The sequence below is a fragment of the Paenibacillus hamazuiensis genome (assembly GCF_023276405.1).
In the GTDB taxonomy this organism is placed as follows: domain Bacteria; phylum Bacillota; class Bacilli; order Paenibacillales; family NBRC-103111; genus Paenibacillus_AF; species Paenibacillus_AF hamazuiensis.
Genome location: NZ_JALRMO010000001.1, coordinates 3297696 through 3315014, shown reverse-complemented (window position 1 = coordinate 3315014; position 17319 = coordinate 3297696). Strand labels below are relative to the sequence as shown.

General features: G+C 52.0%; 13 protein-coding genes and 3 tRNA genes. 15 read left to right on the top strand and 1 reads right to left on the bottom strand.

The annotated features are described in order from the left end of the window. The 7 genes from MYS68_RS14665 to MYS68_RS14635 all read left to right on the top strand — a co-directional run bounded on the left by MYS68_RS14665 (position 1) and on the right by MYS68_RS14635 (position 11777). On the top strand, positions 1–882 hold the full coding sequence (locus tag MYS68_RS14665) for an ABC transporter ATP-binding protein (RefSeq protein ID WP_248926555.1): 882 nt from the start codon (positions 1–3) through the stop codon (positions 880–882). Between the two features lie 25 nt (positions 883–907). Then, positions 908–2404, top strand: coding sequence for an ABC transporter substrate-binding protein (locus MYS68_RS14660; RefSeq protein ID WP_248926554.1), 1497 nt, complete (start codon positions 908–910; stop codon positions 2402–2404). Positions 2405–2558: 154 nt separating this feature from the next. Beyond that, complete coding sequence (locus MYS68_RS14655; protein ID WP_248926553.1) at positions 2559–4673, top strand: hypothetical protein; 2115 nt, start codon at positions 2559–2561, stop codon at positions 4671–4673. Between the two features lie 323 nt (positions 4674–4996). Beyond that, positions 4997–5524 carry a GbsR/MarR family transcriptional regulator gene (locus tag MYS68_RS14650; protein WP_248926552.1) on the top strand — a complete coding sequence of 176 codons (528 nt, stop codon included), beginning with the start codon at positions 4997–4999 and terminating at the stop codon, positions 5522–5524. Between the two features lie 81 nt (positions 5525–5605). Next, complete coding sequence (locus tag MYS68_RS14645) at positions 5606–8713, top strand: efflux RND transporter permease subunit (protein WP_248926551.1); 3108 nt, start codon at positions 5606–5608, stop codon at positions 8711–8713. Between the two features lie 38 nt (positions 8714–8751). Next, a complete protein-coding gene (locus MYS68_RS14640) occupies positions 8752–10008 on the top strand; it encodes an efflux RND transporter periplasmic adaptor subunit (protein WP_248926550.1) in 1257 nt (418 codons plus the stop codon). Between the two features lie 26 nt (positions 10009–10034). Continuing rightward, the gene (locus MYS68_RS14635; protein WP_248926549.1) at positions 10035–11777 is read left to right on the top strand and encodes a hypothetical protein; all 1743 of its coding nucleotides are present in this window, start codon (positions 10035–10037) and stop codon (positions 11775–11777) included. 148 nt (positions 11778–11925) lie between these two features. Here the strand turns inward: MYS68_RS14635 and MYS68_RS14630 are convergent, their stop codons facing one another. Next, entirely contained in the window at positions 11926–12438 is a 513-nt protein-coding gene (locus MYS68_RS14630; RefSeq protein WP_248926548.1) for a 2'-5' RNA ligase family protein, read from the bottom strand. 197 nt (positions 12439–12635) lie between these two features. Between MYS68_RS14630 and MYS68_RS14625 the strand changes: the two genes are divergently transcribed. The 8 genes from MYS68_RS14625 to MYS68_RS14590 all read left to right on the top strand — a co-directional run bounded on the left by MYS68_RS14625 (position 12636) and on the right by MYS68_RS14590 (position 17297). Continuing rightward, a complete protein-coding gene (locus MYS68_RS14625; protein WP_248926547.1) occupies positions 12636–13184 on the top strand; it encodes a phosphatidylglycerophosphatase A family protein in 549 nt (182 codons plus the stop codon). Between the two features lie 96 nt (positions 13185–13280). After that, the gene (locus tag MYS68_RS14620) at positions 13281–13445 is read left to right on the top strand and encodes a hypothetical protein (RefSeq protein WP_248926546.1); all 165 of its coding nucleotides are present in this window, start codon (positions 13281–13283) and stop codon (positions 13443–13445) included. A 165-nt stretch (positions 13446–13610) separates the two neighbouring features. Then, a tRNA-Met gene (locus MYS68_RS14615) sits at positions 13611–13687 on the top strand. A gap of 13 nt (positions 13688–13700) precedes the next feature. Then, positions 13701–13777: transfer RNA gene (locus MYS68_RS14610), tRNA-Ile, on the top strand. A gap of 29 nt (positions 13778–13806) precedes the next feature. After that, positions 13807–13892 (top strand) — tRNA-Leu (locus MYS68_RS14605). 298 nt (positions 13893–14190) lie between these two features. Further along, complete coding sequence (locus MYS68_RS14600) at positions 14191–15801, top strand: plastocyanin/azurin family copper-binding protein (protein WP_248926545.1); 1611 nt, start codon at positions 14191–14193, stop codon at positions 15799–15801. 171 nt (positions 15802–15972) lie between these two features. After that, positions 15973–16548: an RNA polymerase sigma factor gene (locus MYS68_RS14595; RefSeq protein WP_248926544.1), complete on the top strand. Its 576-nt coding sequence runs from the start codon at positions 15973–15975 to the stop codon at positions 16546–16548. Beyond that, positions 16545–17297: an anti-sigma factor gene (locus MYS68_RS14590; RefSeq protein ID WP_248926543.1), complete on the top strand. Its 753-nt coding sequence runs from the start codon at positions 16545–16547 to the stop codon at positions 17295–17297. The genes MYS68_RS14595 and MYS68_RS14590 overlap by 4 nt, the downstream gene beginning before the upstream one ends. The last annotated feature ends 22 nt before the right edge of the window (positions 17298–17319 follow it).

Below are 17319 nucleotides of genomic sequence, written 5' to 3'. Positions count from 1 at the left end.
ATGATCACGTGCGAAGGGCTTGTGAAAATATACAAAACCGACGACATCGAGGTCGTCGCGCTGCAAGGACTCAACATCGCCGTTTCGCAAGGCGAAATGATGGCGATCATCGGCAACAGCGGAAGCGGGAAGTCGACGCTGCTTAACATTTTGGGCGGCCTCGACCGCCCGTCTGCAGGCCAGGTTCGCGTCGGCGAGTGGGATTTGCTGAAAATTACCGACGATCAGCTTGTACAGTACAAGCGGAAAACAGTCGGTTTCATTTGGCAAAACAACGCGCGCAACCTGATTTCCTATTTGACCGCGCTGGAAAACGTCGAAACGCCGATGATGCTGAGCGGCGAATACGATCGCAAATACGCTCTGCAGCTGCTTGAATGGGTCGGCCTCAAGGACCGGATCCACAACAAGCTGCACCAGCTGTCAGGCGGCGAACAGCAGCGCGTCGCGATTGCGATTTCGCTGGCCAACCGGCCGCAGCTGCTGCTCGCGGACGAACCGACCGGCTCCGTCGATACGCGGACGTCCGACATGATCATGGACATTTTCCGGCGATTGAACCGCGAGCTCGGCGTTACGATCGTCATCGTCACCCACGACTTGTCGCTTGCGAGCAAGGTGGACCGCGTCGTCGCGATCCGCGACGGGATGACCAGCACGGAATTTATTAAACGTAATCCGAATTTGGATACAGCCGGCCAGTCGATTCAGGAGGTGCACGAGGAATACGTCGTGCTTGACAAAGCCGGCCGCCTGCAAATACCGAAAGCATATTTGCAGGCGCTCAAAATAGACAATAAAGCTTCGATGGAGTTTGACGGCGAATCGATCATCATCCGGGCCCCGAAGCGCCTGAACGATTCGCCGACCAATACGCCGTAACGGTGAGAGAAAAGGGGAAACCACAATGAAAAAATGGATTCATCGAGCGGTTCCGCTCACGATCGCTGTCAGCATGATGGTACCGCTGCTGGCGGCCTGCAGCAAAGGGCAGGGAAATACCGATACGAAAACCGAACGCGTGCTGCGCATCGCGACGAGCATGGGATTCGGCGACGACGATTACTTCCGTCAGCAGTTCACGGAAGTATTCGAATTCGCGAACCCGAATATCAAGATCGAAATGGTGCAGACGATGGACGATAAATACCGCTACGGCTACGGGCGGATGGCTCCCGGAGAAAAAATGCCGGACCCGCTTGAGCAGCTGAAAAAAGCGATGGAAGGCGACAATCCGCCGGATGTCGTCATGGTGAACTACGAGCAGCTGAACGACCTGGTTTCGAGCAACCTGCTGACGCAGCTTGATCCGAAGATCGCCCAAGACAAATTCGACGTTTCGGACTACGTGCCTGCGGTGATCGACGGTATCAAGAAGCAAGGCGACGGCAAGCTGTACGCGCTGTCTCCGACGTTTTATTCGTCCGCCCTTATTTACAATAAAAAAATGTTCGACGAAGCGGGGGTCCCCTACCCGAAAGACGGCATGACATGGGACGAAACGTTCGACCTCGCCCGGCGCGTCGCCAAAGGAGAAGGGGATAACCGGAAATACGGCTTCGCCTTCAGCCCGTATTCCGGAGGAGATTTGTTCTATTCGATGGATATATATACGGCTCCTCTCCAGCTGCGTGTCTTTGACGACAAAGGCGAGAAAATGACGGTCGATTCCGATCAGTGGGAAAAAGTATGGAAGACGATGGTCCAGCTGAACAACGAAAAAATCATGCCGCCGGTGCAGGACCCGCGCCAAATGAAAGAACGCATGATGAGCACGAATCCGGAGGATTTCAATCCGTTCCAGCACGACGATTTCCTGTCGAGCCGCGTTGCGATGACGATTATCGGCTACGGGCAAATCGATCAGATCGTCAATGCGAACAAAAGCGCGGCCAACATCAAAGGGTTCACGCCGATCGACTGGAACGTCGTTTCGCTGCCGACCCATCAGGAGGCGCCGGGCGTGGGCGGGTACATCGGCATGAACGGTATTATGGGCATTAACGCCAAGGCGCAAAACCCGGACGATGCATGGAAATTCATCAAGTTCATTAACGGCGAAGACTGGGCGCGCCTCAAGTCGAAGAGCAACCAGCAGCTCGTTTCCCGCAAAAAATATTTGAAGCCGAAAGACGGACTCGACTTTAATATCGAAGCGTTCGCGAAGCTGGCTCCGGCAAACCGACAGGATGATTACAAGATTTACAGGGAAAAGCAAAACATTTATCAAGTACGCGATATAGGACGCAACGTGTTCCAGGAAGTGCTCCAAGGCAAAACCGGTGCGCGCGACGCCCTGAAGAAATGGCAGTCGCAAGGGGATGCGGCGCTGCAGCAGTTGAAGGATAACCCGAACGCGCAGATCGATATGGGAGCCGCTACAGCAGTGCCTATTGCGAAATAATTTTCGCCGAGGCGCAACTCGGTTTATCCTTACGATGCGAGTTTTGCTGACGCAAAACGGCAGATGCTTACGAAGCAAGTTCCGCCAGGGCGAAACTTAGCTTATCCTTACGATGCGAGTTTTGCTGACGCAAAACTCTTAGGAGGACCTCACCATGAAACGAACTTATAACAGGCTGACCGTGCTGCTGCTTGTCTGCGCCCTGATCTTCGGCAATGCTGTTACCGTCCTTGCGGACGGCGACGGCGGCGCTGAAGAAGGGGTGCCGACGCTCGGCAAAGTCAACATAACGGACAACAGCTTTTTCGAGCTGAAGGACGTATACATGCTGCCGGACCAAGGCTCCAAAAACGTCGCCTTCACAGTCACGATTCATAATAACGACTCGACCGACCTGATGTTTATCGACTATTGGGTTCACCTGCTGACGAAGTCCGGCAATCAAATATCGGTGAAAATTTTGCCCGAATTCAAGGATAAAAACCGCATTACGCCGAAATCGACGCAGGACATCGGGTTTTATGCGACGGTGAACGAGAAGACGGAGCTGTCAGACCTTGTGTTCCGGTTCATCAAATGGGACTTCAGCCAGCCGAACTTCGAAAGGAATCTCGGGGAGATCAGCGTCAGCGACAGCTACTCTGTCGTAACGCCGGCCGGCGGCTCACGCATCGTGAAGATGACCGGCATCCCGATGAAAACGAGCATCAAGAAGCTGCTGACGAGCAAAAACGAGAAAAATTACAACGCCACCGTCGTCTTTGTCATGCAAAACGTCGGTACCAAAAGCATCGCCGTTCCCGCCTATCAGTTCGCGATCCGTACGAGCGAAGGTTATATGTACCCGCTCGAAGCGAAAAACCTGAAGGATCTGACCATCGATCCGCAGGTCGACAAGGAACTCGAGTTGTCCGGTTCCTTGCCGGTCTCCGTTTCACCGGACGGGTGGCAGCTTGTCATCATCCAAAATATCGCCGATCTGAAGCTAAATCTGTCGGTCGCTTATTACGAGCTGCCGGCCGTAACGGAAACGGAGGGCGTGGATGTCGGCAAAGATTACACCTTCACGACGAAAAAAGGGCTGTATCACGCCAAAGTGACCGCCTTCAACCGTATGCCATGGGAAGATCAGGATATGCTGACGGCCAATCTCGTTTTGTCCAACCAGGGGGTCGATGCGCTGCCGATTCCCGATTTGACCGGTTACTTTTTTCTCGACGAAGCCGTCAAGATCGAGGCCAAGCTGATTCGCACCGACAATATTATCGGCCTTCCTGTCGGTTCGTCGATCAATTTTCAATTCATCGGAAAGCTGCCGTACACGTATAATTTTTCCAAGGTAAAGCTGGTGCTGCAGGAAAAAGAGAGCGATACGAAAACGAACGATTTGCTCGAATTCGTCAACAGCTCGGAAATGATGAATATTCCGTACAACAACGTCGGCGAAAAGTTCACCGTCCAGCACGTCGGACGGAATGCGAGCTACAAGGTGCGCAATGTGCATACCTTTTTGGGGGACGCGAACGATACGTTTATGGTGCAGCTTGAGGTCGAGAATCTGGAGAAACGCTCTGTCAATGGCACCAAATTGGTCGCCCAGTTTAAAACGCCCGACGGCACCGTTTATCCGGCCACGATCAACGAAGTCAAGAAAAAAATCAATCCCGGCGGCAAGGCGCTGTTATTCCTGTGGGCGAACGTACCGAAAGGATTCCCGGCTACGGGGCTGCATTTGCTGATCGGCGAGGCGATCACCGAAGGCAAGCTCACGGAAGGCGACGGCAAGCCGGACGGATACATCAACGGCTCCGCGTATTGGCTGCCGGAAGAAGACTTGACCGTGCAGAAAACACTGGATAAGCTCGTTTTGGCGCCGTACACGTTCACCATCAACCACATTTCCACTTGGCTGAATTCGCGGGAGCTGAGGCTGACATTCAACTACGAGCTGACGAGAGACCTGCTGCTCGAAACGAATACGGAAGGCCGCAAGCTGATCATCACGTTTGAGGATGAAAAAGGGGCTAAAACGTTCTCGCGGGAGTTCGATTTTAAAGATTTCGATGCAAGCGAGCCAAACGACGGAACGAAAGATACGAAAATCCGGCTCGGCAAAGTGGAAAAGTTCGAAATCAAGGAAACGGACGAGGAGCTTATCTATAAGCTGGAGACGCTTAAAACGTACCGGTTAAGCGTATACGACTCTTTCCAGGGACAGAAAAAGCTGATCGGTACGCAAGAGATCGCCTGGTTTTCCATAACTGACTAATTCTTTGTTTTGAATATTACACCGTGTTAAATCTCCGGATCGAGGGATGAGACACGGTGTTTTTTCGTTTTTCCTCCGTCTCGAGACGGAGATTTCGAACTGGAAAAATCAGACCGCAGCCGGGCGAAAGCAAATGGAAGATCAAGTAAAATTGACATCATAAAGCGGCATGCGGGTTACCCGGAATTTCATTGTTACGGCAGGTGGTGTGAGCGAATTGTTAAATTCATGAAAATGTTATTGACACTTTTTTATTGGCAAAGTATGTTATTATCGTTAACAACTTTCTAAACGATAATAATGTAAATACCGAGGAGACTACTATGAGTAATGCAGATTTTTCCTTCGCGGATTTGAAAAACGGCATCAGCAACCATATGTCGCTTATGTACGAAAACGAAGGATTCAGTCCGCTCGCCGGAAAAATATTGGCGCTCCTCCTCTTTGCTCCGGAGCCGGTCAGCCTTCAGGAAATGGCAGGGACGCTCGGCGTTACAAAAGCGGCGGTCAGCGTTCAGGTAAGGACGCTGGAGAAGCAATCGATGTGCAACAAGCTGCCGACCAGCAGCGACCGCAAAGACTACTATTACATAGCTCCCGATTTCAGCATGATTGTGATAGCTTCCGTTATACGCAAAATGAAAGACGTACTTAACCAAATCGATTCGGCCTTGCACAAGCTCGGCCAGCTCAGGGACATATCCGAAGAGGATGTGCCGTCGCACAATGCATTCAAGCGCCGGTTTATCGAAATGCAGGCGATGTATCAGCTGTTTATCGATAAGCTGACAGGTCTGGAGGACGATTGGCAGAAGCGGAGAGAGCAGTTGAACTTTAACGAAACGTTTTAAGATGTACTGAAGGGTTGTTACAGACGTATTGCGTCTTATCATATTGGCAATTGCATCCAAGGATGGGAGGATTCACAGAGAATGTTGAAGTTAACCGATTTTTCCATGAAGAACATTGCAGCGGTTATCATTTTGATCTTGCTGCTGTTCGTGGGGGGCGTATTTGCGTCAACCTCTTTGAAAGTGGAAAGCATGCCGGATATCACGTTTCCGGTCGTCGTCGTCTCGACGCAATATTTGGCACCGCCGAAGGATGTGCTTGAAGACGTCACGAAGCCGCTGGAGAAAGCGATAGCGAGCCTGGAAGGAATCAAAAGCCTCAAGTCGACTTCAAGCGACAACTTTTCGCAAATCGTCATCGAGCTGGAACAGGAGAAAAAACCGGACGATGTGAAAAAAGACGTGGAAAGTCTCATTTCCAACGTCAAGCTTCCGGAAAGCTCCGAGAAACCGAAGGTGCTCACCGTCGGGTTCGCTTCCGAGCCGGTTTACTACTTGTCCGCATATGCGAAAAACGGAATGAGTCAGGAGGAGCTCGATCGCGTCTATAAGGATGTCATCCTGCCGGGCTTCAACTCGATCAAAGGGATCGACCACGTCGATTCCATCGGCAATCAGGAAGCGGTGCTGAACATCAAGCTCGACATGTATGCGATGAACAACTACGGCCTTACGCCGGCTCAGTTGTCTCAATCCATCAAAGCGGCGCTCGTGTCGAGCCCGGCCGGTTCCGTCGATTTTAACGGGAACGAGCAGATGGTTCGCGTCAAAGGCGACGCCAACACGATTTTCGGTCTGGAAAACGTCAAAATCACAACGGCCAAAGGAGATACAGTGCTTCTGAAGCAGCTTGCCCGTGTCGAGGCGATTCAGGAATCCGAATTTCTGTCGCGACTCAGCGGTCAGCCTGCGATCGGCATTAACCTGTACAAAACCAAAAGCGCCAATGCGGTGGAGTTCGCCGCAGCGGCCGACAAGCTGATGGAAGGCTGGAAAAAGGATTACCCGAACATTACGTTCCACACGATCTACAACAGCGCCACGGACATAAAACAATCGATTCACGGCATGGTGCAGGAAGGCGGCATGGGAGCCGTGCTCGCATCGCTGATGATCCTGCTGTTCCTGCGCAACGTCCGGATGACAGTGATCGTGCTCGTCTCGATTCCGCTGTCCATCCTGATCACGCTGCTGATCATGGCACCGCTCGGCATCTCGCTTAACATTATGACGCTCGGCGGGCTCGCGATAGCGATCGGGCGTGTCGTCGACGATAGTATCGTCGTCATCGAAAATATTTTCAGCCAGCTGCAAAAAGCGCACGAACGCAACGAGTCGGTCATTCGACTCGCTACCGGGCAGGTCGCCTCGGCGATCACCTCGTCGACGATTACGACAGTCGGCGTGTTCGCCCCGATCGCCTTCGTCAGCGGGGTCGTCGGCGAAGTGTTCCGCCCGTTCGCAATTACGATCTGCTGCGCGCTGTTGTCCTCGCTTATCGTGGCGCTGACCGTCATTCCGATGATGGCCAAGTTGATGGTGCTGCGGTCGAAAAAACTGAAGCATCATGACGAAAACGAAGTCGGCAAAGTGGCGAAAAAATATAGAAGCGTACTGCTGTGGTCGCTCAAAAATCCGATCAAAACGTCGGTTATCGCATTCTTGCTGTTCATTGTGACACTCGTTGGCACCGTTCCGAACCTTCCGACATCTTTCATGCCGGAAAGCGAGACGGACAAATTGATGATGTTTACGATCAAAATGCCTCGCGAAACTACGATCGAAACGATGAATGAAAAGGTAAAAGAAATCGAAGCGATGATGAAGGAAGCGAAAGATCCGGCAGGGCAGCCGACCTTCAATTACTACGAATCGCTCATCGGCTACAATCAAAGTACGGACCGGGTCGCATACCGGACGATGTTTTTTGCGGAAGCGTCGAAAGCCTCGAATGCCAAACAGGTTGCCAAGGAATTCAAGGAAAAAATCGCTTATTTGCTGCCAAAGGGATCTGAAGCCGACGGTCAATTGCTCTCCGGAGGTCCGCCAAGCGGAGGAGCGGATTTCTCGTACGCGCTGATCGGCGACGACTTGAATTTGCTGAAGGTTGCTGCGGAGCGGGTCAGAGAGAAGATGAAAGAGTTTCCGGAGCTTACGGAAATCAAAGACTCTCTGGGAGAATCGAAAACGGAAGTGGAAATTACGGTCGACCAGAACAAAGCCCGTTTGTACGGACTGAGCTCCGCACAAATCATGGACAGCGTCCGCGTTTGGATTATGGAGGATAAAGTCGGGGATCTGCGTTTCGACAACGTCCTTTATAAAACAAAAATCGAGCTTGATCCGAAGTATAAAAACTCCATCGACAAGCTCGGCCAACTTACGATTAAAACCCCTGCAGGAACAGAAGTTGCTCTCAACGAGGTGGCGAAAGTGCGGCAGGTGGACGCTCCGGTTTCGATCAGCCGGGAAGCCCAGGAGCAGATCGTGAGCGTGACTGCCAATATCGACAGCAAAGACAAAGGCGGCGTCAGCCAAAAGGTGTCCCAGGCGCTCAAAACGGTCGACCTGCCGAGCGGTGTGCGGACCCAGGTCAAAGGGGTTACCGACGATATCGAAAAAAGTTTTAAAGAAATGTTTTTGGCTATGTTCGCTTCGATTTTCATCGTGTATCTCGTAATGGTTCTCGCCTTCGGCAACGCCAGCGCGCCGTTTGCGATTCTGTTCTCCCTCCCGCTTGCGGCGATCGGCGGCTTGCTGGGACTGGTTATTACCAAGGAATCGATCAACATCACTTCCCTGATCGGCTTCCTGATGTTGATCGGTGTCGTCGTTACCAACGCGATCGTGCTCGTCGACCGCGTGCAGCAGCTGCGCGAAGCAGGTTACGAAATTCGCGACGCGCTGGTCGAAGCAGGTATGACGCGTCTGCGTCCGATCATCATGACAGCCGGCGCAACGATTATTGCCCTGATGCCGCTCGCACTCGGTTTATCCAAGGGGACCATCATCTCCAAGGGACTCGCCGTCGTCGTTATCGGCGGGTTGACTACATCGACGCTGCTCACGCTTGTCATTGTTCCGATCGCTTACGAGCTGATCTATAAATTCAAAAAGAGAATGTCCCGCTTGTTCCACCGGAAAGCCAAATCAGGCGCTGCCGATTCGGCAACCGTACCGGCTAACTGAAACGGGACCTTAAGGTGAAGAGAAAGGGAGATCAACCGATGAAGATGCTGTTTGCCCATACCGTAAAACAAAGCACGAAAATTGCCGGCGTTGTTCTGCTGAGCACGGCCATTGTGGCCGGCTGCTCGGCAGGCGCCCCGGCGGCCCAGCCGGAGGAGAAGCCGGCGGAAGCGCAGCTGAAAACCGTAAAGGTTGCCAAGATCGAGAAACAAAAAATCGGAGACCCGATTGAGCAGGTGGCCGACGTGGCCTCCTCGATTCAAATGGATGTCGTGCTGAAAGCCGGCGGCGACATTCAGGATATTTTAAAGAAACGTGGAGATTACGTAGAGCAGGGAGATGTCATTCTTCGGCTGGATCCGACCGACGTGCTGCTCTCCCGCGACAAGGCTGCCGTTGCGTTAAGAAGCGCAGAGCTTCAGCTCACCAAATCGAAGGAAGACTTGGAAAACTCCAAGCAGGAGCTTAGGAACGGCATTGCCAAATTGGAAGCTTCGCTCAAGGAACAGGAAAAATCTTTCAACAAAATGAGAAACGATTACGATCAAGGGCTTGTCACTAAATTCCAACTTGATCAGATGGAGACGCAGGTGAATAATTTGCGGCTTGATCTGCAGGGTAACAAGGACAAGCTGAAGACACTCGAGAGCACGAACTCGCTGGCCGGTTTGGAGCAGCAGGCGCAGTCGTCCAACCTGAGCCTGAAGGAAGTGGAGCGCACGCTCGACAACCTCGAGGTGAAGGCGCCGACGAGCGGCGTCATCACCGATCTGCCTGTAGAGGTAGGAATGAGCGTGCAGGGCGGATTTAAGGTGGCACAGATGCAGAAGCTCGATCCGATCAAAATCAAGGCGGATCTGACTGAAGAAGCGGCTAAGCTTGTACGCGGCAAGAGCGAGCTGACCTTCTACGTACCTGGCAGCGGCGAGAAAACGAAAGGCAAAATAAGTTATCTTGCCGACGTCATGAGCGCCTCGAGCAAATCGTATCCACTCGAACTGGAAGTGTCCAATCCGGACAAAAAGCTGAAGCCGGGTATGAAGGTACAAATTCAATTGACTGAAGACAACGACCAGATCGTTGTAACGATACCGACCCTCGCCGTCGTTCGCGAAGGTGGGGAAACCTACGCTTTCGTGCTGAACGGCGATACGGTGGAACGCCGCAAAGTTACTCTCGGCCGTTTGAACGAAACGGTGCAGGAGGTCATTTCCGGGCTTAAGGAAGGCGAACAGCTCGTCATTTCCGGCCAGCATCAGCTCAAAGATAAAGAGAAAGTACAACTGGCGAAATAACACCCTAATTTTTGGAGGAGAAAACTGTGAACAAGAACTGGAAAAAGACCGTAACTTCCGTGGTGCTTACGATGGCGCTGACGACGGCCGGCGCGGCGGCATACGCCGCCGATGCTCCGGCTCAGAGTGCGGCGCCGGCAAGCAGCGCAAGCGAAGCGTATGCCAAATATAAGCTTACCGATCTGCTTGATGTCGAAATCAAAAGTGTGCTCAGCGAATATGTGACCGGAGGCACCCGCGTTGGGGTCGTCGTCCGCATGACCAATAAAGGCACGCAAATTACCCGCGTTCCCGATACGTACGAGCTGCGGATTAAAACGTCGGACGGCGTTGAATATACGCTCCAGCCGAGCGCGACGAATCCGCGCTCGATCCAGCCGAAAACGACGCAGGAGCTGAGCTATATGTCCGTGATTGACCGGACCGATACGTTCTCGCTGACCGAGGTCAACTGGACCGACGTGGACGTTTATGTGTATCCGAAGCTGGAAACGAGAATCCTTACCGTGCCTGTGACGGACCAAACCTGGAAAGGCAGCGATACGGAGATTACCGATAAATCGATGGTGAAAAAATGGGGAGAAACGTTTAAGGTGCTGCCTTTCATTTCTCCGCTTGAATATACGCCGGTCAATATCAACAAAGAGATTACGGATAAAGGAGCCAATTATACGGTTCAGCTTTTGGTCAAAAACCCTGGCAGCCAACGCGAAACGGTGCCGGATTTCAATATCGACGGAAAAACGGAGGTCAAGGTGTTCAGCGGCAAGCGTGCTGAACAGGAATCGATCGTGCTCGAGGCTCAGGAAGAGAAATACATTCATTACGTCATCAGCACAGAGCTGGATTCCGAGCTCACCAGCTTGAACGTACTCACTCCGGAGAAGTTCGCGCAATCCGGATCGAACTCGGTCGTCAGCTATAACGTTGGCCGCGTTAACATTATACTTCCATCCGATAAGTCCGCTGCCGCTTCTTCCTTCGAACCGTATGTTATGGGCAAGCCGATGCAGTTCGACCGGGTCAGCGATGTCATTCACCCGGATATGGAAGTGTCGATGGTCGAATTCCGGATGAGCGACAACGAAGACGAAGGCTCCAAAAACATGACCGCGAAGTTCAAGCTGACGAACAAAAGCGATCGGCCGATGGCAGTACCGGTATTCCAGGCCGACCTGCAAAGCGCGGACGGCTATTTGTACTCGGGCAACCGGCAAAACGTAACGACGACGCAAGTGCTGCCGAACTCCAGCCTCGTGATAGGATATTCGTTCACGCTGCCAGTTTCCGAGACCGGTCAAGGGCTCGCCATCAAGATTCAGGATGTGACAACCGCGGCACCTTACAAGTCCACGATTGCGGCTTATGGAGTTACGCTGCAGGAAGGGATGGACGACAAGCAGTTCACGCTTTATCCGTTTGACGTCAAGGTGGATTATTACACGGTACAGCCGCTGTTTAACCGTTTGGGCAATATGACATATTCGTACAAGCTGAGATTCGATTTGACGATCAATCGCGATCCTCAAGTGCAGGTGGATGCCGGATTCTCCAAGCTGCAGTTCGAAGCTTACGACACGCTTAACCGGCTCGTTGCCACGAAGCAGGCGAGCCTGATCGGAACCGGCAAGCTGGTTACCGGAGAAAACAACATTATGCTGGAAGGAACGACCGAGCAAATGGAACGCCCGATCACGGTGAAGCTGTACGAGGTGTTCACCACCCCGGCGGGAGAATCGAAGCGTCTGCTGGGCGTATACAAAAGCTAGGCGGTGTATCCGCGACAAAAAAGCCGTCCGACATTGTCGGACGGCTTTTTAATAGAGAAAGAAGGCTTTGTTGGAGTTTTGTTGCATGGATTGAGGAACGCACGTTTCCATAGACACGCGCTTTGGCGAGTTATCCGGGATGATCGATTTAGCCTTTAAGCTGAAATGTTTGATGAACCGTCCAGGCTTCGTTCTCCGTTTGGTATAACAAATGAAACCGGTCGATGTTCGCGGTGAGATCGAGCGGCGTTTTGCGCAGGCTGGCCAGCACGTCGTGCAGTTCGTCGCTTGACAGTTGTTGACCAATCGTAAGATGAGGGGTATAGCCGTAAGGCTTGCCCGGTTCCTTCCATAACCCGCTGCATATGTTATGATACAGCTTCACCAGCGGTTCCGGTTGCGATAAAGCCATATAAATCACGTTACCCACCGGATAAAAGGTGGAAAACCGGTTGAAATGAACGGTGAACGGAGCCGTTTGATCGGCGACCGACTGCAAGTGGGTAATTGCCTTGGCGAGCTGCTCGTCGTTCCATTCCTCTTTTTCCCTGACCGTTAAATGGGGCTGAATAAGATTGTAATGAGGGTCGAACCGTTTTCGATAGCTGTTGGCAACGTCCTGCACTTCTTTTGACGGAAAAATCGCTACTCCGTATAACATGAAGCATCCCCTCCCATACGAGTTTTCGCTTCCTCATATATATTATAAATCTACGTTCCCCCGATCACCACCTTTTCAAACATTTTTCGGCAGACGAAGTATGAACATGCTATAATGAAGCTGTTCCACAAACGTTCACAAAACATTCATGTGTGGGCATGGCCTGAGTATACTTGCATAGAGAAAGGACGATCCATATGAAGCGTCAAGTCCACAGTAACGAAGTGAAAGAAGCCGTCTTTCGTAAACTTGCCGAACGCGGAGTGGAGCTCGTCGATATTGCGCATATTGTCAGGGAGATGCAGCTCCCTTATAACCCGAACCTGACGTTGGAGGAATGCGTCGAATCGGTTAAAGCCGTCCTGCAAAAACGCGAGCTGCAGCACGCGATTTTGGTCGGAATCGAACTTGACGTGCTTGCGGAAAAAGGAATGCTGTCCGAACCGATCCAATCGATCATCGAATCCGACGAAGGGCTGTTCGGCTGCGACGAAACGCTGGCGCTCGGCTCGGTATTCGGTTACGGCAGCATAGCCGTAACGACGTTTGGGCATTTAGATAAACAGAAGACGGGCATTATTAAAAAGCTGGATACGAAAATCGGCAGCCGCGTGCATACGTTTTTGGACGATTTGGTCGCCAGCATAGCGGCTTCGGCCTCGAGCCGGATCGCGCACCATCAGAGAGATGTCGAAGAAAAAACGGCCGCCCAAAAAGATGGGCTCCTGGGGGAAAATGCCAGCTGATGCCGAATAGGCAAGAGAAGCTTCCTTAGAAATAAGGGAGCTTTTTTTGGGTTATGCTATAGCTGCACACTATAATCTCTTTCAGGAGTGATCAAGGTGAAATGGGTTTATTGGGTGAAGCTGTACGAAAGCAAATTCCAGGCCGGATGCCTTGCCAAACGGATGGAAGAAGACTGGTGGATTTACGGCTACGAATGCCCTCAGGAAGTGGAAGTGTTTCGTTCGAAAAAAGGACGCTTCGGCGTACGTTATATGATATAAGACCAAGATAACAGGCCCCGCATTTAGGCGGAGTTTTCATTGTGATAAGATGTTTTACGCCTTCGGCTTATAAATTCCGATTCTTCAAAGAAAAAAAGTATTGACTTCCACGTACGGATTGGTGTATAGTTATTTTTGTCGCTGTGAAAAGACGGTGAAAATTAACGCGGGGTGGAGCAGCCCGGTAGCTCGTCGGGCTCATAACCCGAAGGCCGCAGGTTCAAATCCTGCCCCCGCAACCAACCCTTTTGTTAGGGGCCCTTAGCTCAGTTGGTTAGAGCGGTCGGCTCATAACCGATTGGTCGGGGGTTCGAGTCCCTCAGGGCCCACCATGCAAAGGCAGCGTCGATGTCCGAAGCATGCCGGAGTGGCGGAATAGGCAGACGCACAGGACTTAAAATCCTGCGGTAGGTGACTACCGTACCGGTTCGAGTCCGGTCTTCGGCACTTTCCGAAATTTCAAGCTTAACAATCTATATTGGATTGCATTGTCTCGTGTAGTACATACATAATGTAACGGTTTGAAAATCCTCCTTTGCTTATCAGGATAAGGCAGAGGAGGATTTTTTTGCGTGATACTACTATTTATTTATGGAACATGTTTTACGTCGATCGATCTAGAGGGTGACCCGCCGGGCATCCTCTTCTTTATTTATCAAACATCAAACCGTTTCGTTAAAGGTTCCGTTACTTTCAATGTAAGCCGTTTCAGAAATAATTCATCAATCAAGGAGGAATTTTCGAAATGACAAAACGACATTCGTTTGCTGCGGCGCTGCTTTCAGGTGCGATGGTGCTTTCGGCTGCCGCGCCGTCACTTGCCGCCGATGCGCAGGCATCGCCCGGTGTTAAAACCGATGCGGAGGTTGCCGCAGATCTCGGCATTTTGCAGGGAGACGGAAACGGAGTAACAGCCGCCTACCTGGCGAAAACGACGACGCGCCTGCAAGCCGCCATTTTATTTTTGCGTTTGAAAGGACTGGAGCAAACCGCGCTCTCTTTTACCGGTACGGACAACTTCTCCGACGCATCGTCCGTCAGCGACAGCAACAAGGCGATTCTCGCCTATTTGAAAGCGAATCCGAGCCTTGGTTGGGCCGGAACGGGCAGCGGCAAGTTCGATCCGTCCGCGAGCATTACCGACCAGCAATATTACAAAGTGCTGCTTGAAGCGCTCGGATACAAGCAGGACAGCGATTTTACATACGACAACGTAATAGCCTTCGCCAAAGATCATGGGTTGTCGCAAATCGCGGGTACCGGAGGATTGCGCAACAGCCATATCGCCACAGCGACGGTAGAGGCTCTCGGCCTCAAAGTCAAGGGGGGCGGGAAAACGCTGGCCGACATGCTGGCCGATCAAAAGGTGGTCGACAAAGCGAAGGCGGTTCTTGTCCAAGCGGCCCGGATTAACGTGGCACAGACGCCGGAGCTTGGCAGCTTCCTGGTCGACGCTGCAGGAAAAACGCTGTATTACTACGCCAAAGATATGCCGGATATGAGCATGTGCAAAGATCAATGTGCGGTGAACTGGCCGATTTATTACGCGGAGAATATCCAGGTTTCGTCCGAGCTGAACGCTGCCGACTTCAAAACGATCGTGCGCGAAGACGGCAAAAAGCAGACGACGTACAAAGGGATGCCGCTTTATTATTTTGCCAAAGATGAAAAGGCGGGCGATGTAAAAGGGCAAGGCGTCAATAACGTGTGGTATGTTGTTCCTCATTCCGCCGTCATCGTCGCCAAGGACGACAAACTCGGTCCTTATTTGGCCGATTCCCGCGGCATGGCACTGTACTTGTACACCAAGGATACAACCAACAAAAGCGTCTGCTACGGCAACTGCGAAGTCGCATGGCCGGTCTTCTACTCGGAGCACATCACCTCCGGCGGAGATTTGAAGGCGGAGGATTTCGGTGTCATCGTTCGCGATGACGGCACAAAACAATCAACCTACAAGGGCTGGCCGCTTTATTATTACGTCAAAGACGAAAAGCCGGGAGACGTGAAAGGGCAGGATGTCGGCAAAGTATGGTACGTGATCGATCCGACTCCTTCCAAGCAGACGGAAGCGGCGAAGCCTGCTGCCAAAGCTTACGCAATGGACATCAAGAGCTTTAAGTTTGCGCAGCCGGAGATTACGATCGAAGCCGGATCGAGCATCACCTTCACAAATCGGGATCAGTTCAAACATAACGTCGTCTCCGATGAAATGAACGGGGATAAACCTTTGTTCGAGACGCCGCTGCTGGGCGAGGGCGAATCCGCAACGCTTACCTTTGACAAGCCGGGCGTATATACGTATTACTGCGCTCCGCATAAGGCATCGATGAAGGGCACCATCATCGTTAAATAAAACGCGCTTCGCAGCCCAATCAGGCCGATTTTCCGGGAATGGCTTCGTTCCTTTGGAAAATCGGTCTTTTTTTGTCAAACCGGTTGATGTTACAATAACATGGAGAAACCGAACGCCGTTGAACGCCGTTACCTATATTGAAGGTCGCAGCGACCTTGGGGAGAGCCCGGTATGCAACAATTTTCCGACGAACAATTGATGCAAAGGATTATGAACAAAGAAGGCGAAGCGCTGGAGATCTTGTATGATCGTTATTCCCGCTTGGTTTATTCCTTTGCGATGAAAACAAACAAGGACCCCCAATTTGCCAAAGAGATCGTTCAGCTTGTCTTTACCCGACTTTGGACGACGGAAAAGGGCTATGATCCGGCTAAAGGTCTATTCGTCAATTGGCTGATTACGATTACGCGGAATATTACGATCGATCAGCTGCGCAAATCCCGAAAGCAGGCGGCCCTCGTGCCGTACGAGCCCGGGGTTTGGGAACAGGCGCCGGAACTGGCGCTGCTTCGCCCGGAGGATATCGTATCGCGAAGATGGCTTAAGGAGCATATCGAGAAAGCGTATAAGCATTTGTCGGAAGCGCAAATAAGCCTGATCCGCTCGTTTTATTGGGAAGGTTATACGCTCAGCGAAATTGCCGAAAATAACCGCGAGCCGCTCGGTACGGTGAAAAGCAGGCTTCATCAGACGCTTAAAATACTTCGCAAACATCTGGCATCGCTTCGGGAGGAGGTTACAGAATGAAAAGCGAGATCCGTCCTTGCGATCAGCTCGTTTTATATATGGCAGGAGAGATGACGGAGGAAGAAAGAACCGATTTTGCCGATCATTTGTCCTCCTGCGCGGATTGCCGGGAAGAATACGAGGAGCTGCAGCAGGTTTGGCAGGTACTCCCTTACGAAATGGAAGAGATGGAGCCGCCTGCGGAATGGAAAGAGGAGCTGCTTGGCGGCATTATCGGCGCTGAATCGCAGGAAAACATCCGGACTGCAGGGTTTACGGTAACTAAAGAACCGGCTTGGAGAAGGTTCAGCCGTTATGCCGCGGCTACAGCCGCCGGATTGCTTGTGCTCGGAGCGGCAAGCTGGTGGGGGCTGACGCAAATGCAGAAGCAGGGAGATCCCCCAACCGCCCTTAAGCAGCAGGAAAAGGCGCCGTCGCAAATGCTTAAGCAGTATACGCTCAAATCGTTCGACAATTCGGCACCTGCCGCCAAAGGCCAGGCTTGGCTTACCAAGAAAGGCTCCAGCATGGAACTCGTACTGCAGACGAGCGGGCTGCCTGTTTTGGAAGGAGAGCAGGCGTACCAAGTTTGGGGCGTCAAGGACGGCAAACGTCAAAATTGCGGGACGTTTAAGGTTGATCCCGGAGGCAACGGCGTCCATACGTATATGATCACGGAGACCGAGCACGATTTCGATACGATCGGCATCACGCTGGAGCCGGATTCGAACGGCAACCAGCCGAGAGGCAAAAAGATGCTCGGGTCGTAACACATTAATTTGTATGGAAGGA

What these genes read in the sequence shown, in the direction of transcription:
- MYS68_RS14595 (WP_248926544.1), top strand. Translation starts at nt 15,973, where the DNA reads ATGCAACAATTTTCCGACGAACAATTGATGCAAAGGATTATGAACAAA.
- MYS68_RS14600 (WP_248926545.1), top strand. Translation starts at nt 14,191, where the DNA reads ATGACAAAACGACATTCGTTTGCTGCGGCGCTGCTTTCAGGTGCGATG.
- MYS68_RS14655 (WP_248926553.1), top strand. Translation starts at nt 2,559, where the DNA reads ATGAAACGAACTTATAACAGGCTGACCGTGCTGCTGCTTGTCTGCGCC.
- MYS68_RS14630 (WP_248926548.1), bottom strand. Translation starts at nt 12,438, where the DNA reads ATGTTATACGGAGTAGCGATTTTTCCGTCAAAAGAAGTGCAGGACGTT.
- MYS68_RS14660 (WP_248926554.1), top strand. Translation starts at nt 908, where the DNA reads ATGAAAAAATGGATTCATCGAGCGGTTCCGCTCACGATCGCTGTCAGC.
- MYS68_RS14625 (WP_248926547.1), top strand. Translation starts at nt 12,636, where the DNA reads ATGAAGCGTCAAGTCCACAGTAACGAAGTGAAAGAAGCCGTCTTTCGT.
- MYS68_RS14650 (WP_248926552.1), top strand. Translation starts at nt 4,997, where the DNA reads ATGAGTAATGCAGATTTTTCCTTCGCGGATTTGAAAAACGGCATCAGC.
- MYS68_RS14640 (WP_248926550.1), top strand. Translation starts at nt 8,752, where the DNA reads ATGAAGATGCTGTTTGCCCATACCGTAAAACAAAGCACGAAAATTGCC.
- MYS68_RS14645 (WP_248926551.1), top strand. Translation starts at nt 5,606, where the DNA reads ATGTTGAAGTTAACCGATTTTTCCATGAAGAACATTGCAGCGGTTATC.
- MYS68_RS14665 (WP_248926555.1), top strand. Translation starts at nt 1, where the DNA reads ATGATCACGTGCGAAGGGCTTGTGAAAATATACAAAACCGACGACATC.
- MYS68_RS14590 (WP_248926543.1), top strand. Translation starts at nt 16,545, where the DNA reads ATGAAAAGCGAGATCCGTCCTTGCGATCAGCTCGTTTTATATATGGCA.